Annotated in this window: 27 protein-coding genes and 1 pseudogene; 20 read left to right on the forward strand and 8 right to left on the reverse strand. The window is 55.3% G+C overall.

All coding sequences use genetic code 11. The features are described 5' to 3' along the window. Positions 1 to 67: 67 nt before the first annotated feature. Together fliB and ACWHWP_RS14665 are read right to left on the reverse strand one after the other, a co-directional pair. Positions 68 to 1,273, reverse strand: a complete 1,206-nt coding sequence (fliB, locus tag ACWHWP_RS14660; RefSeq protein WP_059310220.1) for a flagellin lysine-N-methylase — start codon at positions 1,271 to 1,273, stop codon at positions 68 to 70. Positions 1,274 to 1,335: 62 nt separating this feature from the next. Further along, positions 1,336 to 2,160, reverse strand: a complete 825-nt coding sequence (locus tag ACWHWP_RS14665; protein WP_047345980.1) for a flagellin N-terminal helical domain-containing protein — start codon at positions 2,158 to 2,160, stop codon at positions 1,336 to 1,338. A gap of 401 nt (positions 2,161 to 2,561) precedes the next feature. Here ACWHWP_RS14665 and fliD point away from each other — a divergent pair, with 401 nt between their 5' ends. Genes fliD through amyA form a run of 4 tightly spaced genes read left to right on the forward strand, consistent with a single transcriptional unit; the run spans position 2,562 to position 6,332 of the window. Continuing rightward, positions 2,562 to 3,986, forward strand: coding sequence for a flagellar filament capping protein FliD (gene fliD, locus ACWHWP_RS14670; protein ID WP_059310221.1), 1,425 nt, complete (start codon positions 2,562 to 2,564; stop codon positions 3,984 to 3,986). A 21-nt stretch (positions 3,987 to 4,007) separates the two neighbouring features. Continuing rightward, positions 4,008 to 4,412, forward strand: coding sequence for a flagellar export chaperone FliS (fliS, locus tag ACWHWP_RS14675; protein WP_059310222.1), 405 nt, complete (start codon positions 4,008 to 4,010; stop codon positions 4,410 to 4,412). Between the two features lie 5 nt (positions 4,413 to 4,417). Further along, positions 4,418 to 4,792, forward strand: coding sequence for a flagella biosynthesis regulatory protein FliT (gene fliT, locus ACWHWP_RS14680; RefSeq protein WP_047345983.1), 375 nt, complete (start codon positions 4,418 to 4,420; stop codon positions 4,790 to 4,792). 52 nt (positions 4,793 to 4,844) lie between these two features. After that, positions 4,845 to 6,332: an alpha-amylase gene (amyA, locus tag ACWHWP_RS14685; RefSeq protein ID WP_059310269.1), complete on the forward strand. Its 1,488-nt coding sequence runs from the start codon at positions 4,845 to 4,847 to the stop codon at positions 6,330 to 6,332. 555 nt (positions 6,333 to 6,887) lie between these two features. Here the strand turns inward: amyA and yedD are convergent. Together yedD and fliE are read right to left on the reverse strand one after the other, a co-directional pair. Further along, positions 6,888 to 7,301: a lipoprotein YedD gene (yedD, locus tag ACWHWP_RS14690; protein ID WP_025759923.1), complete on the reverse strand. Its 414-nt coding sequence runs from the start codon at positions 7,299 to 7,301 to the stop codon at positions 6,888 to 6,890. 74 nt (positions 7,302 to 7,375) lie between these two features. Next, positions 7,376 to 7,690: a flagellar hook-basal body complex protein FliE gene (fliE, locus tag ACWHWP_RS14695; RefSeq protein ID WP_008500329.1), complete on the reverse strand. Its 315-nt coding sequence runs from the start codon at positions 7,688 to 7,690 to the stop codon at positions 7,376 to 7,378. A gap of 228 nt (positions 7,691 to 7,918) precedes the next feature. Here fliE and fliF point away from each other — a divergent pair, with 228 nt between their 5' ends. From fliF to rcsA, 14 genes and pseudogenes are all read left to right on the forward strand, one after another. Next, positions 7,919 to 9,595: a flagellar basal-body MS-ring/collar protein FliF gene (fliF, locus tag ACWHWP_RS14700; RefSeq protein WP_447855890.1), complete on the forward strand. Its 1,677-nt coding sequence runs from the start codon at positions 7,919 to 7,921 to the stop codon at positions 9,593 to 9,595. Then, positions 9,588 to 10,586 (forward strand): flagellar motor switch protein FliG, encoded by a 999-nt coding sequence (fliG, locus tag ACWHWP_RS14705; protein ID WP_047345986.1) that lies wholly within the window; start codon positions 9,588 to 9,590, stop codon positions 10,584 to 10,586. Before fliF ends, fliG begins: the two co-directional genes overlap by 8 nt. Next, a complete protein-coding gene (gene fliH, locus ACWHWP_RS14710) occupies positions 10,579 to 11,286 on the forward strand; it encodes a flagellar assembly protein FliH (protein WP_447855891.1) in 708 nt (235 codons plus the stop codon). Before fliG ends, fliH begins: the two co-directional genes overlap by 8 nt. After that, the gene (gene fliI, locus ACWHWP_RS14715; protein ID WP_047345988.1) at positions 11,286 to 12,656 is read left to right on the forward strand and encodes a flagellar protein export ATPase FliI; all 1,371 of its coding nucleotides are present in this window, start codon (positions 11,286 to 11,288) and stop codon (positions 12,654 to 12,656) included. The genes fliH and fliI overlap by 1 nt, the downstream gene beginning before the upstream one ends. Positions 12,657 to 12,677: 21 nt before the next feature. Next, positions 12,678 to 13,121, forward strand: a complete 444-nt coding sequence (fliJ, locus tag ACWHWP_RS14720) for a flagellar export protein FliJ (protein WP_010432373.1) — start codon at positions 12,678 to 12,680, stop codon at positions 13,119 to 13,121. Beyond that, positions 13,118 to 14,359: a flagellar hook length control protein FliK gene (gene fliK / locus ACWHWP_RS14725; RefSeq protein WP_447855892.1), complete on the forward strand. Its 1,242-nt coding sequence runs from the start codon at positions 13,118 to 13,120 to the stop codon at positions 14,357 to 14,359. Before fliJ ends, fliK begins: the two co-directional genes overlap by 4 nt. Positions 14,360 to 14,465: 106 nt before the next feature. Beyond that, positions 14,466 to 14,936 carry a flagellar basal body-associated protein FliL gene (gene fliL / locus ACWHWP_RS14730; protein ID WP_047345991.1) on the forward strand — a complete coding sequence of 157 codons (471 nt, stop codon included), beginning with the start codon at positions 14,466 to 14,468 and terminating at the stop codon, positions 14,934 to 14,936. Positions 14,937 to 14,940: 4 nt separating this feature from the next. Beyond that, positions 14,941 to 15,945, forward strand: a complete 1,005-nt coding sequence (gene fliM, locus ACWHWP_RS14735; RefSeq protein WP_014170737.1) for a flagellar motor switch protein FliM — start codon at positions 14,941 to 14,943, stop codon at positions 15,943 to 15,945. Further along, positions 15,942 to 16,355: a flagellar motor switch protein FliN gene (gene fliN, locus ACWHWP_RS14740; protein ID WP_014170738.1), complete on the forward strand. Its 414-nt coding sequence runs from the start codon at positions 15,942 to 15,944 to the stop codon at positions 16,353 to 16,355. Before fliM ends, fliN begins: the two co-directional genes overlap by 4 nt. Positions 16,356 to 16,357: 2 nt before the next feature. Beyond that, complete coding sequence (gene fliO / locus ACWHWP_RS14745) at positions 16,358 to 16,732, forward strand: flagellar biosynthetic protein FliO (RefSeq protein ID WP_059310226.1); 375 nt, start codon at positions 16,358 to 16,360, stop codon at positions 16,730 to 16,732. Beyond that, on the forward strand, positions 16,732 to 17,469 hold the full coding sequence (gene fliP, locus ACWHWP_RS14750; protein WP_047345993.1) for a flagellar type III secretion system pore protein FliP: 738 nt from the start codon (positions 16,732 to 16,734) through the stop codon (positions 17,467 to 17,469). Before fliO ends, fliP begins: the two co-directional genes overlap by 1 nt. A 9-nt stretch (positions 17,470 to 17,478) precedes the next feature. Next, positions 17,479 to 17,748 (forward strand): flagellar biosynthesis protein FliQ, encoded by a 270-nt coding sequence (gene fliQ / locus ACWHWP_RS14755; RefSeq protein WP_008500315.1) that lies wholly within the window; start codon positions 17,479 to 17,481, stop codon positions 17,746 to 17,748. 7 nt (positions 17,749 to 17,755) lie between these two features. Next, a pseudogene (gene fliR, locus ACWHWP_RS14760) lies at positions 17,756 to 18,548 on the forward strand (flagellar biosynthetic protein FliR); the annotation flags it as partial. Positions 18,549 to 18,835: 287 nt separating this feature from the next. After that, complete coding sequence (gene rcsA / locus ACWHWP_RS14765; RefSeq protein ID WP_008500313.1) at positions 18,836 to 19,459, forward strand: transcriptional regulator RcsA; 624 nt, start codon at positions 18,836 to 18,838, stop codon at positions 19,457 to 19,459. A gap of 107 nt (positions 19,460 to 19,566) precedes the next feature. Here the strand turns inward: rcsA and dsrB are convergent, their stop codons facing one another. Then, on the reverse strand, positions 19,567 to 19,755 hold the full coding sequence (gene dsrB, locus ACWHWP_RS14770; protein WP_013097741.1) for a protein DsrB: 189 nt from the start codon (positions 19,753 to 19,755) through the stop codon (positions 19,567 to 19,569). Between the two features lie 129 nt (positions 19,756 to 19,884). Here dsrB and yodD point away from each other — a divergent pair, with 129 nt between their 5' ends. Continuing rightward, entirely contained in the window at positions 19,885 to 20,112 is a 228-nt protein-coding gene (yodD, locus tag ACWHWP_RS14775; RefSeq protein WP_008500310.1) for a YodD family peroxide/acid resistance protein, read from the forward strand. Positions 20,113 to 20,414: 302 nt separating this feature from the next. Then, positions 20,415 to 21,215 carry a mannosyl-3-phosphoglycerate phosphatase-related protein gene (locus ACWHWP_RS14780; protein WP_447855893.1) on the forward strand — a complete coding sequence of 267 codons (801 nt, stop codon included), beginning with the start codon at positions 20,415 to 20,417 and terminating at the stop codon, positions 21,213 to 21,215. On the opposite strand, the gene dgcQ is transcribed toward ACWHWP_RS14780, so the two are convergent. From dgcQ to ACWHWP_RS14795, 3 genes are all read right to left on the reverse strand, one after another. Beyond that, positions 21,200 to 22,900 (reverse strand): cellulose biosynthesis regulator diguanylate cyclase DgcQ, encoded by a 1,701-nt coding sequence (dgcQ, locus tag ACWHWP_RS14785; protein WP_063957593.1) that lies wholly within the window; start codon positions 22,898 to 22,900, stop codon positions 21,200 to 21,202. The two genes, ACWHWP_RS14780 and dgcQ, sit on opposite strands and share 16 nt — an antisense overlap. Before the next feature lie 73 nt (positions 22,901 to 22,973). Further along, positions 22,974 to 23,156 carry a YodC family protein gene (locus ACWHWP_RS14790; RefSeq protein WP_008500307.1) on the reverse strand — a complete coding sequence of 61 codons (183 nt, stop codon included), beginning with the start codon at positions 23,154 to 23,156 and terminating at the stop codon, positions 22,974 to 22,976. 78 nt (positions 23,157 to 23,234) lie between these two features. Further along, positions 23,235 to 24,146, reverse strand: coding sequence for a DUF808 domain-containing protein (locus ACWHWP_RS14795; RefSeq protein ID WP_447855894.1), 912 nt, complete (start codon positions 24,144 to 24,146; stop codon positions 23,235 to 23,237). Between the last annotated feature and the right edge of the window lie 7 nt (positions 24,147 to 24,153).

Below are 24,153 nucleotides of genomic sequence, written 5' to 3' on the forward strand. Positions count from 1 at the left end.
TTGGATGAAAAAGGGGGATAAAGTGAGGTTATTCTGAGGTTGCCCACAACCGGGGCAACTTTTTTGCCTAAATTAGCAGTTGTAACAATGAAAGATCGTCGCCGAGTTTGACGCTATCTATATGTTGATGAAAGAGCTTTCCCGCTTCCTGATTATGCTGGCTAAGCGAGTGGAAGCTGTAAATAACGTCAATGATATTATCTTGTTCAATTTTTCCCGCCACGATAGCCTGACCGGCAAGTAACGTTTTCAGGAAATAGAACTCCGCGACGATTAAATAAAGATTATTCAACATGCTGCGGCCATTGTTCTGCGGGAAGCCCTGCTCCCAGAGTTTATATTTAAAAAAGTTCTTAAATAAGTGGTCATGGGTCGCCAGGTAGCTGCCCGCCACATCGCGCCAGATGGACTCGATGTTTTCCATGACCTGTTCTGCCGGCACGGTGTCACCGACAGATTCAAACTGTTGATAAAGCTGGGTGAAATAATGGTTCAGTACGGCGCCACCTCGGGCCGTCGCTTTCTTTGTAAAGTAACTCTGGATGAGCGAGATTAACGCGAATTTCAGGCTGTAGTTCTGATTAAATCCGCCTAGCTCCGCCTTGATTTTACCGCTCGCCAGTTCGTTCACCAGCGAAAAATAAACCGTTTCGAGCGTGCCGATATTTTCTTCCAGATTTTCGAGCTTTTCAGCCACCATCAGGAATTTCACCACGGCGTAAACCTGTTCTTCAACGCTGACGTTCTCAACGCTGAATATATTCTGGCAGAAGAGATTGATGACCTTGGCCTTCAAATCCATCATCGGCGCATTATTAACGTCCTGCTGGACGCTGATGGATTCCATCATCGACATAGACTCCCGATCGTTCAACAGCAGTCGGGTGACTTCCGGACACGAGAGATTCAGCGATTTTTCGATTTCATTTTTATAGACCCGACTTGTCCGCGGGAACGACGAACAGGTTGGGCTTAAGGCCTGGGCACCCATGGCGCTATGAATAGAGCAGAGTTTTTCGGTATCCATAAACGGGCAGTTTTTGCTTTCCGTATGGAAAATAACTTCGCCCCAGTGGCCATACTGTTTTTTGGTGATTTTTATCGCCGTTTTCGCCGTGTGGCGAATCGCGGCATTTTTACTGTTCAGGTAGCGATTAACGGAGGATTTATCAAATGCGATGGTCCAGCCCTGACAGCAATGTTCACGGCATTCCCCACCGACACATGAAAAATCTGCGACCAGCTTTGGTTGAGTGACACTGATTTGTTTCACGGGTGGATTCTCAAATAGCAGAGATAAAAAAACCCCGCCGAAGCGGGGTTTCGTGCGTAAAATTAACGCAGCAGAGACAGAACGGTCTGTGGAACCTGGTTTGCCTGAGACAGAACAGAAGTACCAGCCTGCTGCAGGATCTGCGCGCGGGACATGTTGGAAACTTCAGTTGCGTAGTCAGCGTCCTGGATACGGGACTGAGCAGCAGACAGGTTGTTAGAGGTGTTGTTCAGGTTGTTGATTGCAGAAGTGAAGCGGTTCTGCACAGCACCCAGGCCTGAACGAGCGGTATCAACTTTAGCGATAGCTTTGTCAATGGTGTCCAGATCGGTAGCGGTCATTGCTTTCAGGTCGATAGCGTTCACGCCCAGAGTGGTGGTGTCAGCTTTAGCACCGCTCAGGTCCAGATCGATGGTGTCGCCGTCGTTCACGCCAACCTGAATTTTAACCACACCAGCAGTACCTGCAGAACCGTCCAGCAGTTTGATGCCGTTGAAGTCAGTTTTGCCAGCAACACGGTTGATTTCAGCCAGACGAGCGGTAACTTCATCCTGCAGAGATGCCAGGTCAGATGCGCTGTTGGTGCCGTTGCTTGCCTGAACAGCCAGTTCACGAACACGCTGCAAGTTGCTGTTGATTTCGTTCAGAGAACCTTCAGCAGTCTGCGCCATGGAGATACCGTCGTTGGCGTTACGTGCAGCCTGGTTCATCCCTTTGATCTGAGCGGTCATGCGGTTTGCAATCGCCTGGCCAGCGGCATCGTCTTTCGCGCTGTTGATACGCAGACCTGAAGACAGACGCTCAATAGCAGTGCCCAGAGAAGACTGAGATTTGTTCAGGTTGTTCTGAGTAGTCAGGGACAACAGGTTAGTATTGATAACTGCCATAATTTTCTTTCCTTCAAAAATTGGGTTTTAGGTCCGGTGCCTAACACTCACAGCGTCTCTCACCGTCAACAAGGTTATCGACGGGTCCCCAAAAGACTTTAGAATCAATTTTGAAAAAATTATAACTTAATGATTTTTAATGGTTTTAATTTTAAAAAATCAATTAAGGTTTACCAGAGGTTAATTATTTACGCTTTTTTAACGCACAAAGAGATGTCAAAAAAGGCACACGCTTATTCCTGTTTTCACTGCACCGATAATGATCCTAAAGTGCAATCCTTTCATTTACCCCGCCAGGACGCGTCTATTCTTTGGATTATTTTTTTCTCACCGCCGTAAACTTTTGCGTCAAGAGGCCGATAAGAGTCCTGAACTACTTTCGTATTTTAAGGAAAATATGCATGGCTACTATCAGTAACCTTGGAATAGGTTCTGCAGGACTCGGGGATTTATATAATCAGTTGGAAGCGGCAGAGAAAACCAAGCTGACGACGATTACTTCCCAGCAATCAACGTATAACGCACAGTTAAGTGCTTACGGCAAACTGCAGAGCGCCATGACATCGCTGCAGACTGCGACCGCTGCACTTGGCAAAGCAACCACCTGGAACTCAACGTCCGTTAGCAGCACCAACACGGCCTTTACTGCCACAACAACGGCTGACGCCTCAGTGGGTTCCTTTGTTGTCAACGTCAACCAGGTTGCAAAGGCACAGGCGCTCACCACGGGCTCCTATGCAAACAACACGGATCTGCTGGGCGATACGACAGGTACGACGCGTAAAATCACCATCACCCAGCCGGGTACGAAGACACCTTTAGAGGTAACCCTGGCGGATGACGATACGTCGCTGGCAGGCATTGCGAGCGCCATTAATAAAGCTAACGGTAACGTCACCGCCAGCGTCATTAAAGCGAAAGACGGTGATTACCGCCTGATGCTGTCGTCAAAAACCACCGGTACAGATGGTGTGATGACCATCAGCGTCACCGGCGACGACAAGCTGCAAAGCGTTATTGGCTACGACTCAACCACCAAAACGGGCGCGCTGTCGGTGAATACCGCCGCCCAGAACGCGATTGTGGTCGTGAATGACATCCCTATCGAGCGGCAATCGAATACCATTTCCGATGCGCTGCCTGGGGTGACCTTCACCGTGAAGGCCGAAAGCAAAGCGGATGAAACCCTTGAGGTAACACGCGCAACAGATGCTAACCAGAAAGCGGTTACGGACTGGGTTACGGCATACAACTCGCTGCAGTCCACCATTAACAGCCTGACGAAGTATGTTCCGGTAGATGCAGGTTCTGGCAGCCAGTCCACCAGCAATGGTGCGCTGGTTGGTGATGCGAACGTTCGTGGTATCCAGTCCCAGCTGCGCGGCCTGCTGACCGAAGTACAGGCCGGCTCCGTTCAGATCATGGCACAGCTGGGCATTACCCAGGATCCGGTAAAAGGATCGGACGGTACCGTTGGTAACCTGAAAGTCGATACCGATAAGCTGAAAAAAGCGCTTACCGACAACCCGAACGCCGTACAGCAGTATTTTGTCGGTGACGGGAAGAAAACCGGTATGGCGACCCAGATGAACAACACGCTGACCACTATGCTCAGCACCAGTACCGGTAGCGCCGGGGTGATCCAGAACGCGAAAGACGGGATCAACAAAACGCTGAAAACACTGGGTGAACGTTACGATGCCATGGATGCCCAAATTGAAGCCACCATGGCGCGTTACAAAACGCAGTTCACCAGTCTGGACGTATTAGTCACCAAAATGACCAACACGGCCAACTACCTGACCCAACAGTTCTCACAAAAGTAGTCGTAGCATTTAGGAGTGGATATGTATAAGACCTCTGGTGTTCAATCCTATCAGCAGATAGGCGTCGAAAGCGCAGTTATGAATGCCAGTCCACACCAGCTGATTGTTATGTTGTTCGACGGGGCGCATAGCGCCCTTGTCCGCGCGCGTTTGTTCCTGGAAGCCGGACAAATTCGTGAAAAAGGCGAAGCGTTATCCAAAGCCATTAACATCATCGACAACGGTTTAAAAGCAGGACTGAACATGGAGGTTGAGAGCGAGTTGTCCGGTAATCTTGCCTCCTTGTACGAATATATGGTTCGACGTTTGTTGCTGGCGAATATCAGTAACGACGTAGACGCAATTGTTGAAGTCGAGGGTTTATTAAACAACATTGCGGATGCATGGAAGCAAATTGGCCCCAATGCGTCCACTATTTCAGGATAATTTTGATGAATAGTCCCAGCGCAGCGCTTAGCCACTGGCAGGCGTTACATGCTCAGAGCATTGCTATGCTAAATCTCGCTCATTCTGGTCAATGGGATGCGCTTATCGAGCAGGAAATGCATTACGTACAACTGGTGGAAAGGATTTCTCAAACGCCCATCATGTCATGCCCTCCGGCTCAGGTTGAGCAAGCGCGTGCGCTGCTGGAAATGATCCTCGACAATGAGAATGCGCTAAAGGCGCTGCTGAAAGTCCGCATGGACGAACTGCGCAGCCTGATTGATCAAACCGGTAAACAGCAATCCATCACCTCTACCTATGGAAAGCTGTCGGGGAATATTCTTTATCCAGAAAGTTTGACCCGCGACACACAATTATGATTTCTTCATCCATACTCCAGAAGTCAGCCACACGGCTTCTGGAGCAAGGATGATGAAAAACCCCACCCTTTTACAATGTTTTCACTGGTATTACCCCGCTGGCGGTGAATTGTGGCCAGAGGTCACGGCGTTAGCCCCCAATCTTAACGAAATCGGCATCAACATGATCTGGCTGCCCCCCGCCTATAAGGGTGCATCCGGTGGGTATTCCGTTGGCTATGATTCGTACGACCTCTTCGACCTCGGCGAGTTTGACCAGAAAGGCAGCGTTGCCACCAAATATGGCGATAAAGCGCAGCTGCTGGAGGCCATCGCCGCCCTCAAAAGCAACGACATTGCCGTTCTGCTGGACGTGGTGGTCAATCACAAAATGGGCGCCGATGAGAAGGAATCTGTGCGCGTTCAGCGCGTCAACGAGCAGGACCGCACCCAAATCGACGATGAAGTCATCGAGTGCGAAGCCTGGACGCGCTACACCTTCCCTGTCCGCGCCGGACAATATTCGCAGTTCATCTGGGATTACAAATGCTTCAGCGGCGTCGACCATATAGAAAACCCCGATGAAGACGGCATCTTCAAAATCGTCAACGACTATACCGGCGAAGGCTGGAACGACCAGGTTGATGACGAGATGGGTAACTTCGATTATCTGATGGGCGAGAATATCGATTTTCGCAATCACGCCGTGACCGAGGAGATCAAATACTGGGCCCGGTGGGTAATGGAGCAGACGGGATGCGACGGTTTCCGCCTGGACGCGGTGAAACACATTCCCGCCTGGTTTTACAAAGAGTGGATTGAACACGTTCAGGAGGTCGCCGACCAGCCGCTGTTTATTGTGGCGGAATACTGGTCCCACGAGGTGGATAAACTTCAGGCCTATATTGACCAGGTCGAGGGCAAAACCATGCTCTTTGACGCCCCCCTGCAAATGAAATTCCACGAGGCGTCGCGCCAGGGACGGGATTACGACATGAGCCAAATCTTCACCGGTACGCTGGTGGAAGCCGATCCGTTTCATGCAGTCACCCTCGTCGCGAACCACGACACCCAACCTCTGCAGGCGCTGGAAGCACCGGTCGAAGCCTGGTTTAAACCGCTGGCCTACGCGCTGATCCTGCTGCGTGAAAATGGCGTACCGAGCGTCTTCTATCCCGATCTCTTCGGCGCCAGCTATGACGACGCGGGAGGAGACGGTGAAACGTACCATATTGATATGCCGGTCATTGAGCAGCTTCACGAGCTGATCCTCGCTCGCCAGCGTTTTGCCCACGGCGTGCAGACGCTGTTTTTTGACCATCCTAACTGTATCGCCTTCAGCCGCAGCGGCACCGATGACGATCCCGGCTGCGTGGTGGTGATGTCGAACGGAGACGACGGCGAGAAGGTGATTTGTCTTGGGGAAAACTACGGCAACAAAACGTGGCGGGATTTTCTCGGCAATCGCGAAGAGACGGTCACCACGGCAGCGGATGGCGAGGGGACTTTTACCTGCAAAGGTGGAAGCGTGAGCGTGTGGGTCATTGAGGATGCGCTGTAGTACTGGAAAAATGCGGCCTGATGCCCTCACCCCGTCCCTCTCCCTATGGCTGAGGGATCCCCAGTAATTTTTCAACCGGAAGCGATGAATGTTGCTTCAGAAAAATTAATGGCTTACAGCGATGCCCTGGTCCGGCTGTAAATCGCCGAGGCGTTTCCGTAAGGCCGGGGCGAGGCGCAGGGATGCAGGCTCATGCCCGACCCGATAGCCTGAAGGAATAAGCTGAGGGTACCGCGAAGCGGCGATTTACCGCCGGGAGCCCGGGTCGCCAGGGTGGTGGCGATTGAGCCACCCTGGCACGTTCACCGGTCATGTCGTTACAGAGTAGCAAGGAACATGAAGTGAACGGAATGACCACCAGAGCCGTATGTTACCCCTCACCCCAGCCCTCTCCCTCAAGGGAGAGGGGGTCGTCTGTGCAGGCATTATTTTGTGGGGATCCCTCTCCCACAGGAAGAGGGCGCAAATACCAAAAACGGCAACAAGGTTGCCGTTTTGCGTTTTCCCTCAGTCCCGTAGGCCGGGTAAGCGTCAGCGCCACCCGGCAACAAACGGCTACGGTAGTTTACTTTCCAGCGGATTCTTACTCAGGTAATCGGCGCATTCAACCGTTGGACGGTCGACCTTCTGCAGCTCCATTCCGTCGTACTCCAGCACAGAGCCATCGCGCTCCAGCGGATAGATATCCAGCTTGCGGGTCACGTTGTAATAGCTGTCTGAACGCAGCATGATTTTACCCGGCACGGCAATCACGCGCTGCCACTGACGGCAGTCCAGCGTATCGCCCTCCTCCGTCACCACCAGCGTGGCAATCGCCTCCGGGCTGACCATTTTGCTCTGCGGCCCTTTCGACTGCCAGTATCCCGCCAGATGCGCCGGGACAGGATGCTTGATCACATCCTGATAGTTATCCACCTGAACGCATCCGGTCAGTGCCAGCAGCGCGCCAGCAATTGCTATTTTTTTCATCATCTTTCCTGCATTCGAAGAAAAAAATATTGTGGCATTAAAGCGCTAAGGCTGCCAGCGAAGATCGACAGGCGTTAAACCTGCATCCCCATGACTTCCTGATAGGCCGACACCAGCTTGTTACGCACCTGGATCCCCATCTGCAGGGATACCGAGGCTTTTTGCAAATCGGTCATGACGTCATTCAGCGCCACGCCCGGCTCGCCGAGGGTGAACTTCTCTGCCTGGGTGCGCGCGGCGGTTTGGGTATCACTGATACGGTCAAGCGCGGCATGCAGTTGCCCCGCAAAGCTGATGCTCGGCTGTTGATCTGCCACATTCTGATTACGGGCCGTCATCGCCGTCGCCTGCAGCTGACTGATTACCCCTTCAATACCCTGAATAGCCATGACTCTCCCCTGGATGGTTTTTTACGCGGTCAAGACTAACAGCTTGTCAATAAGATAATGGCGGTAAATAGCGTTAAAAAACCAGGTTATTTGACGCATAGAAAATCACGAATCATCAAATAATGGCAGGGCCATCAATATGGAACTTTTGTCGTGTTTGCCGACCCGGGAGTCAGTTTTGTTTCTCTACACGAATAACGTAAACCACCAGGATTTAAGAGGTGCGCAATGAGTGCAACAGCATCGACAGCGCCGCAGAATAAATCACTCGAGTGGATGAACCGCCTTCGCGCGAATCCTAAAATCCCGTTGATCGTGGCAGGCGCTGCCGCAATTGCGATCCTTGTAGCGATGGTCCTTTGGGCGAAAAGCCCTGACTACCGGACGCTCTACAGTAACCTTTCCGATCAGGATGGCGGCGCCATCGTCACCCAGTTGACCCAGATGAACATCCCTTATCGCTTTGCCGATAACGGGGGCGCGCTTGAAGTTCCTGCGGATAAGGTGCACGAACTCCGTCTGCGTCTGGCTCAGCAGGGGCTGCCAAAGGGCGGCGCGGTGGGCTTTGAACTGCTGGATCAGGAAAAATTCGGTATCAGCCAGTTCAGCGAGCAGGTGAACTACCAGCGTGCGCTGGAAGGTGAACTGGCCCGCACCATTGAAACATTAGGCCCGGTGAAGAGCGCCCGCGTGCACCTGGCAATGCCTAAACCTTCCTTATTTGTCCGCGAACAGAAATCGCCTTCGGCTTCGGTAACCGTGAACCTCGAGCCTGGCCGCGCGCTGGACGAAGGGCAAATCAGCGCGGTGACGCACCTCGTCTCCAGCGCCGTGGCCGGTCTGCCGCCGGGTAACGTGACGCTGGTCGACCAGAGCGGCCACCTGCTGACGCAATCCAATACCGCCGGTCGCGATCTGAACGACGCGCAGCTGAAATATGCCGCCGATGTCGAAAGCCGTCTCCAGCGTCGTATTGAAGCCATCCTCGGCCCGGTTGTAGGCAACAGCAACGTGCATGCGCAGGTTACCGCGCAGATTGACTTCGCCAATAAAGAGCAAACCGAAGAGCAGTACAGCCCGAACGGCGATGCGTCTCAGGCGGTTATGCGTTCGCGCCAGATCAACTCAAATGAACAGGTTGGTGGCGCATACCCGGGCGGCGTGCCGGGCGCGCTGTCTAACCAGCCTGCCCCGGCTAACGCGGCGCCGATCTCTACGCCGCCGGCCAATCAGCAGAACGGTCAGCAAAATCAGCAAACCACCTCGACGGCCACTAGCGCCGGTCCGCGTACCAGCAGCCGTAACGAAACCACAAACTACGAAGTGGACCGGACGATTCGCCACACCAAACTGAACGTGGGCGATATTCAGCGTCTGTCCGTCGCCGTGGTCGTGAACTATAAAACGCTGCCGAATGGCAAACCGCTGCCGCTGACCGCCGAGCAGATGAAGCAGATCGAAGACCTCACCCGTGAAGCGATGGGTTATTCCGAGAAGCGCGGCGATAGCCTCAACGTGGTGAACTCGCCGTTCAACTCGGTTGAAGAGACCGGTGGTGAACTGCCGTTCTGGCAACAGCAGGCGTTTATCGACCAGCTGCTGTCCGCAGGACGCTGGCTGCTGGTGCTAATTGTCGCGTGGCTGCTGTGGCGTAAGGGCATTCGTCCACAGCTCCAGCGTCGTGCTGAAGCCGAAAAAGCGGCTCGCGAGCAGATGAACACGCGTCAGGAGACGGAAGAAGCGGTTGAAGTCCGCCTCAGCAAAGATGAACAGATGCAGCAGCGTCGTGCTAACCAGCGCATGGGCGCTGAGGTCATGAGCCAGCGCATTCGCGAAATGTCAGATAACGATCCGCGCGTCGTGGCGCTGGTCATCCGCCAGTGGATGGGTAACGAACATGAGTAATACGCTTACGGGCACCGATAAAAGCGTCATCCTGCTGATGACCATTGGCGAAGATCGCGCGGCAGAGGTGTTTAAACACCTCTCCCAGCGGGAAGTGCAAATTCTGAGTGCGGCCATGGCCAACGTGCGTCAGATCTCCAACAAACAGCTGACCGAAGTGCTGGCGGAATTTGAGCAGGAAGCCGAGCAGTTTGCCGCGCTCAACGTCAACGCCAACGACTACCTGCGCTCCGTGCTGGTCAAGGCACTGGGCGAAGAGCGTGCCGCCAGCCTGCTGGAAGACATTCTGGAAACGCGCGATACCGCCAGCGGTATCGAAACGCTCAACTTTATGGAACCGCAGAGTGCCGCCGACCTTATTCGCGACGAGCACCCGCAGATTATCGCCACCATCCTTGTCCACCTCAAACGTGGTCAGGCGGCCGATATTCTGGCGCTGTTCGAAGAGCGTCTGCGTCACGATGTGATGCTGCGTATCGCGACCTTCGGTGGCGTCCAGCCGGCCGCGCTGGCGGAGCTGACCGAAGTGCTGAACAACCTGCTCGACGGTCAGAACCTCAAGCGCAGCAAAATGGGCGGCGTAAGAACGGCGGCGGAAATCATCAACCTGATGAAAACGCAGCAGGAAGAGGCGGTCATTACGGCGGTTCGCGAATTCGACGGCGAGCTGGCGCAGAAAATTATCGACGAGATGTTCCTGTTCGAAAACCTGGTCGAAGTGGACGACCGCAGCATCCAGCGCCTGCTCCAGGAAGTGGATTCCGAGTCCCTGCTTATCGCCCTCAAAGGTGCCGAGCAGCCGCTGCGCGAGAAGTTCCTGCGCAACATGTCGCAGCGTGCGGCGGATATCCTGCGCGACGACCTTGCCAACCGCGGCCCGGTTCGTCTGTCTCAGGTGGAAAACGAACAGAAAGCCATCCTGCTTATCGTTCGTCGTCTGGCAGAAACCGGCGAGATGGTGATTGGCAGCGGAGACGACACCTATGTCTAATGAGCTGCCGTGGAAGCGCTGGACGCCGGACGATCTGGCTCCTCCCCTCTCCGAGTTCACGCCAGCCGTGATAGCGACCGAGGAGAGTGACCCGGACGTCGAGCAGCCCGAGCTGAGCGAAGAAGAGCAGCAGGCACAGATGCTGGCTCAGCTTCAAATGCAGGCGCACGAGCAGGGCTATAACGCCGGCATGAACGAAGGCCGGCAGAAAGGCCACGAGCAGGGTTATCAGGAAGGCCTGGCGAAAGGGCTGGAGCACGGCATCGATCAGGCGCGCCAGCAGCAGGCGCCGATCCATGCCCGCATGCAGCAGCTGGTCAGCGAGTTTCAGCATACGCTGGACGCGCTGGACAGCGTGATTGCCTCGCGGCTGATGCAGATGGCGCTGGAAGCCGCGCGTCAGGTTATCGGCCAGACGCCCGTGGTGGATAACACGGCGCTGATTAAACAAATTCAGGGTCTGCTGCAGCAGGAGCCGCTGTTCAGCGGCAAGCCGCAGCTGCGCGTCCATCCGGACGACCTGCAGCGCGTGGAAGTGAGCCTGGGGGCAACGCTGAGCCTGCACGGCTGGCGCCTGCGCGGTGACCCGTCGTTACACCACGGCGGATGCAAAGTCTCTGCCGATGAAGGTGACCTGGATGCCAGCGTCGCCACCCGCTGGCAGGAACTGTGCCGCCTGGCGGCACCGGGAGTCGTCTGATGACCGCACGCCTCACCCGCTGGCTCACCACGCTCGACAACTTTGAGACGAAGATGGCGCAACTGCCGTCCGTTCGTCGTTATGGCCGCCTGACGCGGGCCACCGGTCTGGTGCTTGAAGCCACCGGCCTGCAGCTTCCGCTGGGCGCGACCTGCGTGATTGAGCGCCAGGATGGGCTGGAAACGCGTGAAGTTGAAAGCGAAGTGGTCGGGTTTAACGGCCAGCGTCTGTTCCTGATGCCGCTTGAAGAGGTGGAAGGCATTCTGCCCGGCGCGCGCGTGTATGCTAAAAACATCGCTGGCGACGGGCTGCAGAGCGGGAAACAGCTGCCGCTTGGACCAGCCCTGCTGGGCCGCGTGCTGGACGGCAGCGGGAAACCGCTCGACGGTCTGCCCTCCCCGGACACCACCGAAACCGGCGCGCTGATCACTCAGCCGTTTAACCCCCTGCAGCGAACCCCTATCGAGCACGTGCTGGATACCGGCGTACGCCCAATTAACGCCCTGCTGACCGTCGGTCGCGGACAACGTATGGGCCTGTTCGCCGGGTCAGGCGTGGGTAAATCCGTCCTGCTCGGCATGATGGCGCGCTACACGCAGGCCGATGTGATCGTCGTGGGGCTGATCGGCGAGCGTGGTCGTGAAGTAAAAGACTTTATTGAAAACATTCTGGGTGCGGAAGGCCGTGCCCGCTCGGTGGTTATCGCCGCACCGGCGGACGTTTCGCCGCTGCTGCGCATGCAGGGCGCCGCGTATGCCACCCGTATCGCCGAAGATTTCCGTGACCGCGGCAAGCACGTGCTGCTGATCATGGACTCCCTGACCCGCTACGCGATGGCGCAGCGTGAAATCGCGCTGGCCATCGGTGAGCCGCCTGCGACCAAAGGCTACCCGCCTTCGGTCTTTGCCAAGCTCCCTGCCCTGGTTGAACGTGCCGGGAACGGCATCAGCGGCGGCGGCTCTATCACCGCGTTCTATACGGTGCTAACGGAAGGCGATGACCAGCAGGACCCGATTGCCGACTCCGCGCGCGCGATCCTTGACGGACATATTGTACTGTCGCGACGTCTGGCCGAAGCGGGGCATTACCCGGCGATTGATATTGAAGCATCCATCAGCCGCGCAATGACGGCGCTGATAACCGAGAAGCACTACGCCCGCGTGCGTAACTTCAAACAACTCCTCTCCAGCTTCCAGCGCAACCGCGATCTGGTCAGCGTTGGGGCGTATGCCAAAGGCAGCGACCCGATGCTCGACAAAGCGATTAGCCTGTGGCCGCAGCTGGAGGCATTTTTGCAACAGGGCATTTTTGAACGCGCCGACTGGGAAGATTCAATTCAGGCACTGGAGCTGATTTTCCCGCAGGTGTAACACAGGTGGAGGGCGAAGGTCATGGCGCAAAACAGCGCGTTATCAACGCTGAAAGATCTGGCTGAAAAAGAAGTTGATGATGCCGCACTGCAGCTCGGCGCAATGCGACGCGGGTGCCAGCAGGCTGAAGAGCAGTTGAAGATGTTAATCGACTATCAGCATGAATATCGCACCAACCTGAATACCGATATGACGCAGGGCATTGGCAGCCAGCGCTGGATCAACTATCAGCAGTTTATCCAGACGCTGGAAAAGGCGATTGAGCAACACCGCCTGCAGCTTAACCAGTGGACTGAAAAAGTGGATACCGCGCTCAACTTCTGGCGCGAGAAAAAACAGCGGCTGCAGGCCTGGCAAACGCTACAGGACCGACAGGTCGCGGCGTCAACCCTGGCGGAAAACCGCCTGGATCAGAAAAAAATGGATGAGTTTGCCCAGCGCGCATCAATGAGGAAACCGGAATGATCACACTGCAACAACTGCTGATGAGCGACAGCGACCTGTCAGGCGGCACGCAGACGGGGAAAGGCACCGACGGTGCGCAAGACTTTCTCTCTCTGCTGGCGGGCGCCCTTACGGACGCAATGGGCAAGGGCAAAGATGCGCCGCTGACCCTGGCCGACCTGAAAGCCGCCGGCAGTAAGCTGTCCAAAGTCGCGCAGGACGCCAAAGGCGATACCACCCTGCAGGCCAAAATTGCCGACCTGCTCGCGCGTCAGCCTGCGCTGCGTGGCGATGAAACCACGCCTGCCGCCTTGCCTGAAACGCTGGTTTCCGGGCTGGTGCCGGTATCAAAGGGCGATGCCCTGAAAACGCTTACCGCGGCCAGCGACAAAGATGACGGCAAAAGCGACCTGAGCGAAGAAGAGCTGGCCGGATTAAGCGCGCTGATGGCCATGCTGCCGCACCAGCAGACCAGCACCTCTCGCGCGGCAGCCAGCGACGGGATTACCGCACGGTCTGCGCTCGGTTCCGCCACGCCTGCACAAGCGGGTGCGGGCCAGCCGTCCCTGAACGCCCTGCCGGGAAGCCATGATAAAGAGCAGACGGCTGCGCCTTACCAGAACCTGAGCCAAAGCCTGGCGAAAAACAGCGACCCGGCGCTATCGGGCAACGTACCTGCAGCGCCGGTCGTGGCCGCAGCGGCAGAGAAGCAGGAATTCGCCAGCGCGTCCTCCTCAACGTCGCCGACGGCCACTCTGGCGCCGATTATGTCCAGCCATGCGACCAGCCAGCCAGCCGCCACCGTTGCCCCCACGCCGGTATTAAGCCAGCCTCTGGGCACCCACGAATGGCAGCAATCTCTGAGCCAGCACATCACGCTGTTTACCAAGCAGGGCCAGCAAACAGCGGAGCTGCGTCTGCACCCGGAAGATCTGGGTCAAGTGCAAATCTCGCTTAAGCTGGATGATAACCAGGCGCAGCTGCAGATGGTCTCTGCGCACGGCCATGTCCGTGCGGCACTGGAAGCGGCGCTGCCGGTCCTGCGGACCTCGCTTGCGGAGAACGGCATCCAGCTTACGCAAAGCAGCGTCAGCAGCGAGAGCTTTGCCGGGCAGCAGTCCTCTTCCCAGCAGCAGCACCAGGCTTCGCGTTCCGGCAATACCGGCGGTTTTAATGAAGAGAGCGATGAGCTACTGCCTGTCCCATCCGCCCTGCAATCCGCGGCGCGCGGTAACAGTGCCGTAGACATCTTCGCCTAAACGCCAGAGGTAGCGTGATTATCCCCGTCTTTTCCACGCTTTGACGACAGCAGGACACGGGATAATCACCTTATTAAGCTGTACCGAAACAGGAAGCTCGTATCAGATGACTGACTCCGCTATCACCAAAAAAAGTAAGCGTTCCATCTGGATCCCGCTGCTGGTGTTGATCACGCTCGCCGCCTGCGCTACTGCGGGCTATAGTTACTGGCGTATGCAGCAGGAACCTTCTACCGCTGCGGCCAAAGCCGAACCTGCACCACCGCCGGCGCCGGTATTTTTCCCTCTGGACACCTTCACCGTGAATCTCGGTGATGCGGACCGCGTGCTGTATGTCGGTATTACGCTGCGCCTGAAGGATGAAGCCACGCGCTCGCGGCTGAATGATTATCTTCCGGAGGTGCGTAGCCGCCTTCTGCTGCTGTTCTCCCGTCAGGACGCTTCGACGCTTGCCACCGATGTCGGTAAGCAAAAGCTGGTCGACGCCATTAAACAAACGCTGGCGACTCCGCTGGTAAATGGTCAACCTAAGCAGGAAGTCACTGACGTTCTGTACACAGCTTTCATTCTGCGGTAACGACATGGGCGACAGTATTCTTTCTCAGGCAGAAATCGATGCGCTGCTTAACGGCGACAGCGATAAAAATGACGATCCGCAACCGGGTATTGGCGGCGATAGCGATATTCGTCCCTATGACCCGAATACCCAGCGTCGCGTGGTACGTGAACGTCTGCAGGCGCTGGAGATCATTAACGAACGTTTTGCACGTCAGTTCCGTATGGGGCTGTTTAACCTGCTGCGTCGTAGCCCGGACATTACGGTCGGTGCGATCCGCATTCAGCCGTATCACGAGTTTGCCCGCAACCTGCCGGTGCCAACCAACCTTAACCTGATTCATCTGAAGCCGCTGCGCGGCACCGGCCTGGTGGTGTTTTCACCAAGCCTGGTGTTCATCGCGGTGGATAACCTGTTCGGCGGCGACGGGCGTTTCCCGACCAAAGTAGAAGGTCGTGAATTCACCCACACCGAACAGCGCGTCATTAACCGCATGCTTAAGCTGGCGCTGGAGTCTTACAGCGACGCGTGGAAAGCGATTAACCCGCTGGAAGTGGAGTACGTCCGTTCTGAGATGCAGGTGAAATTTACCAATATCACCACCTCCCCGAACGATATCGTCGTGAACACGCCGTTCCACGTAGAGATCGGTAACCTGACCGGCGAGTTCAACATCTGCCTGCCGTTCAGCATGATCGAACCGCTGCGCGAGCTGCTGGTGAACCCGCCGCTGGAGAACTCCCGCAACGAAGACCAGAACTGGCGTGAAAACCTGGTCCGCCAGGTCCAGCATTCGCAGCTTGAGCTGGTGGCGAGCTTCGCCGATATCCCGCTGCGGTTATCCCAGATCCTGAAATTACAACCCGGCGATGTTTTGCCGATAGAAAAACCCGACCGCATTATTGCCCACGTGGATGGTGTCCCCGTGCTGACAAGCCAGTACGGCACGATTAACGGTCAGTATGCGTTACGCGTTGAGCACCTGATCAACCCGATTTTGAATTCGCTGAATGAGGAACAGCCCAAATGAGTGACATGAACAATCCGTCCGATGAAAACAGCGGAGCACTGGACGATCTGTGGGCTGACGCGTTAAACGAGCAAAAAACGACCCCGGCCAAAAGTGCAGCGGATGCCGTATTCCAGCAGCTCGGCGGCGGTGACGTTAGCGGCACGCTGCAGGACATCGACCTGATTATGGATATCCCGGTTAAGCTGACCGTTGAGCTGGGACGCACCCGCATGACCATTAAAGAGCTGCTGCGCCTGACGCAGGGTTCCGTGGTGGCGCTTGACGGCCTGGCCGGTGAGCCGCTGGATATCCTGATCAACGGCTATCTGATTGCTCAGGGGGAAGTGGTGGTAGTTGCCGATAAATACGGCGTACGTATCACTGACATCATTACCCCGTCTGAACGTATGCGTCGTCTGAGCCGTTAAGCATGAAAACCCAGGCAACAATATCACAACCTTCTGCCGTTCCCGGCTCACCTCTGCTCCAGGTGAGCGGGGCGTTGCTCGGTATTATTGCCTTTATTCTTATCGCCGCATGGCTGGCGAAGCGCTTTGGCCTGGCGGGTAAAACCGCCGGTACCCGCGGCCTGAAGGTCAGCGCCAGCACCACGCTGGGGCCTCGCGAACGCGTGGTCATCGTCGAAGTGGACGACGCACGCCTGGTCCTGGGCGTCACGGCCTCAAACATCAGCGTATTACATAAGCTGCCGCCCGCCCCTGTTGTGGTGGACGAGCGCGCAGACGCCCCTGCGGATTTTCAGTCCGTCATGAAGAGTTTGCTTAAGCGTTCCGGGAGATCCTGATGCGCCGTTTGTTATCCCTGACGCTTGCGGGCGTTGGCCTGTTTGCTCCCGCGGTCTATGCGCAGCTGCCCGGTCTGGTTTCAACCCCTCTCGCAGGCGGCGGTCAAAGCTGGTCGCTTCCGGTTCAGACGCTGGTGTTCATCACCTCGCTGACGTTTATTCCGGCCATTCTGCTGATGATGACCAGCTTCACCCGCATCATCATTGTTTTTGGTTTGCTGCGAAACGCGCTGGGAACCCCTTCCGCCCCGCCAAACCAGGTTATGCTGGGGCTGGCGCTGTTTTTGACCTTTTTCATTATGTCGCCGGTGATCGATAAGATTTACACCGACGCCTACCAGCCGTTCAGCGAAGATAAAATCTCCATGCAGGAGGCGCTGGATAAAGGCGCGCAGCCGCTGCGGGAATTTATGCTGCGCCAGACGCGCGAAGCTGACCTCGCCCTCTTTGCCCGCCTGTCCAACACCGGCGAGCTGCAGGGTCCGGAAGCGGTGCCCATGCGCATTCTTCTGCCTGCCTACGTCACCAGCGAGCTGAAGACCGCGTTCCAGATTGGCTTTACCATCTTTATTCCGTTCCTGATTATCGACCTGGTGATCGCCAGCGTCCTGATGGCGCTCGGGATGATGATGGTTCCGCCCGCCACCATTGCCCTGCCCTTTAAGATCATGCTCTTTGTACTGGTCGATGGCTGGCAGCTGCTGGTCAGTTCTTTGGCGCAGAGTTTCTACAGTTAAGGAACGGCAATGACACCCGAATCGGTCATGATGATGGGCACGGAAGCGATGAAAATCGCCATTGCCGTTGCCGCTCCACTGCTGCTTGTCGCGCTGGTCACCGGTCTGATTATCAGTATTCTTCAGGCCGCCACGCAGATTAACGAAATGACGCTGTCGTTCATCCCCAAAATCATCGCCGTGTTCGTGGCGATTATCGTGGCCGGGCCATGGATGCTGAACCTGCTGCTGGACTATATGCGCAACCTGTTTACCAACCTGCCGTACATCATCGGCTGACCTGACGATGCTGCACTTCACCAGTGACCAGTGGGTTCAGTGGCTCGGCGTTTATTTCTGGCCGATGCTGCGCATCATGGCGCTGATATCAACCGCCCCGATTCTCAGCGAGAAATCGATCCCCAAGCGCGTCAAAGTGGGGCTTGGCATCATCATCTCCATTATCGTCGCCCCGTCCCTGCCCCCCGTGGATATTCCCATTTTCTCGGCGAATGCGGTGTGGGTAGCCTTGCAGCAGGTCATGATTGGCGTCGCCGTAGGCTTCACCATGCAGCTCGCCTTTGCCGCGGTGCGTACCGCAGGGGAGCTGATTGGCCTGCAGATGGGGTTATCGTTCGCCACGTTTGTTGATCCCGGCAGCCATCTCAACATGCCCGTGCTGGCGCGCATTATTGATTTGCTCGCCATGCTGCTGTTCCTGTCGTTCAACGGCCATCTGTGGCTTATCTCCATGCTGGTGGATACGTTCCATACGCTGCCGATTGGGGAAAATCCGGTGAACAGCAATGCCTTCCTGGCGCTCACCCGCGCTGCGGGGTTGATATTCCTGAATGGGCTGATGCTGGCGCTGCCGATCATTACCCTGCTGCTGACCGTCAACCTGGCATTAGGCTTACTGAACCGAATGGCACCGCAGCTGTCGGTGTTTGTGATTGGCTTTCCGCTGACGCTGACGGTCGGAATTTTATTAATGTCATTACTGATGCCACTTATCGCTCCCTTCTGTGAACATTTATTCGGCGAGATATTCAACCTGTTAGCGGATATTGTCAGCGAACTGCCTCGCAAATAATAACCCTCACTGTTGCTATTGTCTTTCTGAGGATAATCCTAAAATAAAACATGAAAAACATCTTCCAGGATATATCTGACGCGGTTTAATTGTTTCTAACCACCTCACAATACTTAATATTTACTTTACTTTAAGAAGATTCCTGGCAAATTATACGTAACTTTACGGGATAGTGAGTCCGCCTGAAAGTCTTTGTCATGCTCACAGGTTTATTATTTTTTTCCATCCCGTATGGCTGTTTTGAGCTCTCAGGCAGATGGTGAATTATCGTTACGCATTGAGTGAGGGTATGCCATGTCAACGATCATTATGGATTTATGCAGCTACACCCGGCTAGGGTTAACCGGGTACCTGGCAAGCAGAGGGGTAAGAAAGAGAGACATCAACGATGCGCACACCGTTGACGAACTCGCAGCCGCTTGTGACGAACTAAAACCAGGCGTGGTGTTTATTAATGAGGACTGTTTCATTCACGATCCAGCCAACAGTCAGCACATTAAGCAAATCATTAATCAGCATCCAAAAACCCTGTTTATTGTTTTTATGGCGATCGCAAATATCCATTTCGATGAGTATTTGTTGGTCCGTAAAAATTTATTGATCAGTTCTAAATCGATTAAACCAGAGTCGCTGGATGACATTCTGGGTGATTATTTGAATAAAGAAGTTAAAAATGTAGGAGCGGTTAACTTACCCACCCTATCATTAAGCAGGACTGAATCAAGTATGCTGAGAATGTGGATGGCGGGCCAGGGCACTATTCAGATCTCCGACCAGATGAATATTAAAGCTAAAACCGTTTCGTCACACAAAGGAAATATTAAAAGGAAAATTAAAACGCATAATAAGCAAGTGATCTACCACGTGGTACGCCTGACCGATAATGTGACGAACGGGATTTTCGTCAACATGCGTTAGTCGCTTAAGAAAAGACCCTGTGCACCCTACCTTTGATCTCTGGCCTGGCCAGAGATTTTTGCTTTTGCGGACGTTGTCGGGCATGCGATGCGCTACCCGACGCCACACTACTCTGCTTTCTCAACAAAAATGCCGTCAGGATGCCCCAGTTCGTTAAAAAACCAAATGCCGAGCGGGTAGTCTTCAAGTGATACCAGGTACATTGTGCCCTCACTAAACTCTTCAATTGCCAGCACCACACCCGGGCGGCGCGGCCCACCGTCCGTTTTAACGGTTACCCGATCGTTGACCTTCATACATTCCTCCTCTGGTTTTGAGCCAGTTTAGAACAAAACGCAAAAACGCACATCGCTGCCCGGCGTGAATGGCGTTTTTATGCACAGTCTATACTTACCACTGGACACGGTTGAATGAGGAACCCCGCAATGAAGACCGATAAAGAGTACAGCGACACCATCAAGCGCGAAGTCGAGGTGGATGTCGATGCCCTGCTTGCCGCCATCAATGAGATCAGTGAGTCAGAAGTCCGCCGGTCGGATGACAATTCGGACCGCGTCATTGTCAACGGAAGGGATTATCACACCTATCGTGAACTGGCGGAGGCCTTCGAGCTGGATATTCACGACTTTAGCGTGTCGGAAGCCAATCGGTAGGGGCGAAAAAAATCCCGGTCATGGGGATGACCGGGATCAAAACTTGCTTATGCAAGAAGCACTTGAAAATTCGTTACACCAGGAAATCTGATGTACAAACCACACTATCCCCAACGAATTTGTCTGACAAGCATATATTCTCATGATGAATATAATATTTTTAACATAATGCTTTTAGTTATGAGCAATAACATACGCCGAATGCGGGTTTGCCAGGGACTGTTCTCTTTTTCCCGGTTTCCACCTCGGTATTTTTTTAGGAATTTTCTTAGTTCGTAGCGCAGCCGTTACCAGGAGCCACTATGCCTTCACTGCGGGATTCACTGCTGATTTTTTCTGACCTGGACGGCTCGCTGCTGGATATTCATACCTATGCGTGGCAACCCGCAATGCCCTGGCTGGACAGGCTACTGGATAACCAGGTGCCGGTCATTCTCTGCAGCAGCAAAACGGCGGCTGAGATGCTGGATATCCAGCAGGATCTGGGGCTGGAAGGGTTACCTTTTATTGCCGAGAACGGCGCGGTTATTCAGCCTGACGTGCGTTGGGAAAAGATACCGCGTCAGATAAGAGGAATGACGCACCGGGACATTCGCCCGCGAATCGAACACATCCGTCTGCAGATGGGCTTTAAATTCACCACCTTTGACGACGTGGACGATCGCGTCATCAGCGAGTGGACAGGCCTGACGCGTTATCGTTCGGCGCTTGCCCGCAGGCATGAAGCCTCCGTTACGCTCATCTGGCGTGACACCGACGAGAACCTGCTCCAGTTTGAAGAGGCGCTGGCGCAGAGCGGCCTGCAATGCCTGCAGGGCGCGCGCTTCTGGCATATTCTGGACGTCCGCTGCGGCAAGGACGTGGCGGTTAACTGGCTAATTGAGCAGTACCGCGAGCAGGAAGAGATTGAACCCACTACCCTGGGGCTCGGTGATGGTCCTAACGATGCGCCGCTGCTGGACAGCGTTGACTACGCGGTGGTGATTAAGGGCATTAACCGCCAGGGCATCGCGCTACGGGATGACAACCCCGAGCGGGTGTATCACACCCAGCAGCCCGGGCCTGCGGGCTGGCACGAGGGGCTGGATCACTTCCTGTCCTGATCCCGCCAGACGACCCGGTTACGCCCGGTCTGTTTAGCCTGATATAACCGGGCGTCCGCCACGGACTGCAGCTGCTCGAAATCGTAGTTCCCCGCTTCATCCGCCCCACTGACGCCCAGCGACGCGCTGATGCGCAGCGTCGTGCTCTTCTTCACCAGGATCTCCTTACTGTTGATTCGGCAGCGAATACGGTCCGCGACGCCTCTCGCCTCCTCCAGATCGATCCCCGGCAGGACGATACAAAACTCTTCCCCGCCGACGCGGCCTGCCACATCATTCTTGCGTAAGGCGCTGGCAATCAGCCCCGCCGTGTGGGATAGCACTTTATCCCCGGCCTGATGGCCGAAACGGTCGTTGATGTTTTTAAAATGGTCGAGATCGATCTGAATCACCGAAAATGGCAGAGACTTCTGGCGACAGGTATCCGACAGAATTTTTGCGCGATCGAACAGCGCGCCGCGATTATTCAGCCGGGTAAGCGGGTCGTGCCAGGCCTGCCACTGGAGCGAATGCTGAAGCGTATACATATTACTCACCATCCGACGGATAACCAGCCACGAGATCAACAGCATGGCGCTGAAGAGCGCCCACAGCAGCGCCAGCACAATACTGATGCTGCCGAAGTCGTCTTGTACACCTTCATGCAGGGTGTGGATCCGCAGGACGACGCCGTCGAAGTGATCGAGCCGCTCCCAGCTAATAAAACGGCTTCCGAGGCGGATGCCACCGCCGGTATCGTTCTCAATCGCATGGGCAATCTGCGCCGTCTCGCGTTCGTCAAAGTGGTTAACCGGGTTACCCGCATGGGCAGAGGTGGCAATCATATTGAGCCGGGTGTCGTACAGCTGGTACTCCCCCTCCGTTCGGTCTTCCGTCGCGTCGGCCAGCAGACGCTGCATCGTGTTTAACGCAAAATCCATCGCCACGACGCCATACCAGTAGTGATCGAAATAGATGGGGACGCTGGCGGTGATCGTGCGTTCGTCATTGGTCCAGGATGAAGGCGTGGAGATAAACCAGCGCACCGCGCGAGCGCGGTTGTTACGTTCCGATTGCTGGGTAAACCAGGCTTGCGTGACCAGGTGGTAGTAGCGGGAGGTGATATCGCCCGCCCGATCCGGCGTGTCGGTGGAAAGAAAAAAACCGGCGCGGGAGACGTAGATGACCCGCGACTCCGTTTGCGCTCTCGACGAGGCCAGCCTGAGCAGATACCCCACTTCGAGCGCGGCAGAAATTTCATGACTGATGCGCTCAGCGTCACGACTCAGAAGCGTGGTTTTTTCAACAAAGGCATCCGAAACGCCGTTAATGGGAAGGGTGCGTTTTTTATCAACGGCAAGCTGCCAGGTGGGGAGCATGCGGACCGCGTTAAAGCGTGACACCGCATTCTGTAAGACATCAAACGCCAGCGGCGTCTGGATCGCATCACGCATGCCCTGACGGAACAACAGCATCCTGTCCACGCTGTTCTGTAGCTGCCGGTCCAGCGAACTGGCCACTGTACCCAGATGGTTACGCTGGCTCGAGATATACGCTTCTTCCAGCACCACCACCTCACGCCAGGTCAGCAGCGTGGAAAACACCAGAACGGTCAAAAAACAGAGATTAACAATCAACCCCGGATTGCTACGCTTATGCAGCCATTGTAGAAAAGATTGTTTTACAACAAAGGTATCGCGCTGCACACACACTCCCTGATTACTGCCTTACGCCTGGTACTTGAGATAAAAACGCCCGGCAAAGCCGGGCGTTATGAGATTAAGCCTTATCTCGCTTGTGCTGCCCGTCACCCGGCTGAAGCTCATCTTCACGAAATGCCTCCCGCTTGATGCTATAGCCATCGTGCCACCGACATTCCACCATTCCGCTGGAATACCCGGTCACAATCATACGTGGGCCGCCCTTCTTAGGCTTAACTTCATCACTGACCAAAAAGACCATACCTGCCTCCTGTATCAGGGTGAAACTGTTTCAATTTAGACGAGGAATGGTCTTTTTGCATCCCACAGCGGGTAACAATTAGTGCGCCGTGCCGTGTAATTTCTCAACCAGCTTCACCGCCGCGACCACGATAGCGCCAATGATAAAGCCGAGCACCAGATTCAGCAGCGTAGGCAGTATCGCCGCGACAACAGCACCCTGCGCCGAGGAGAAATGTTCGATAGCATGGTGCAGCGGCGCAATGCCGTGAACCACAATACCGCCGCCCACGAGGAACATTGCCAGCGTGCCCACCACGGACAAACTCTTCATCAGCCAGGGGGCCAGCACCAGTAAGCTCTTACCGATGCCTCTTGCTACCGCGCTCGATTTATCTTCAAGCCAGTAGCCAATATCGTCCAGCTTAACGATCAATCCTACCAGACCGTACACGCCTACCGTGACCAGAATCGCGATGCCGGAGAGGATCAGGACCTGATTCAGGAGCGGTGCGTCAGACACAATGCCCAGCGTAATGGCGACGATTTCTGCGGACAGGATAAAGTCGGTCCGAATGGCGCCTTTGACCTTATCGCGCTCGAAGGTTTTCGGATCCTGTGCGGCCAGCGCTTCAAGACGCTGCTGGCGCATTTCCGGGGTATCGCTCTCCTTGCGCGCGCTAAAGGAGTGCAGAACTTTCTCCACGCCCTCGAAGCAGAGAAATGCCCCGCCGATCATCAGCAGCGGCGTGATCGCCCAGGGAATAAAGGCGCTGATCAGCAGCGCCAACGGCACCAGAATCACCTTATTCAGGAAGGAGCCTTTCGCCACGCCCCACACCACCGGCAGTTCGCGGTTGGCCCTCACCCCACTCACCTGTTGGGCGTTAAGCGATAAATCATCGCCCAGCACGCCTGCGGTTTTCTTCGCCGCCAGTTTTCCCATCACTGAAATGTCATCCAGTAAGGTGGCAATATCATCCAGCAATGTTAATAAGCTACTTCCTGCCAAAATCTTA

The sequence above is a fragment of the Enterobacter sp. WI-ESBL-E8 genome, assembly GCF_053364895.1.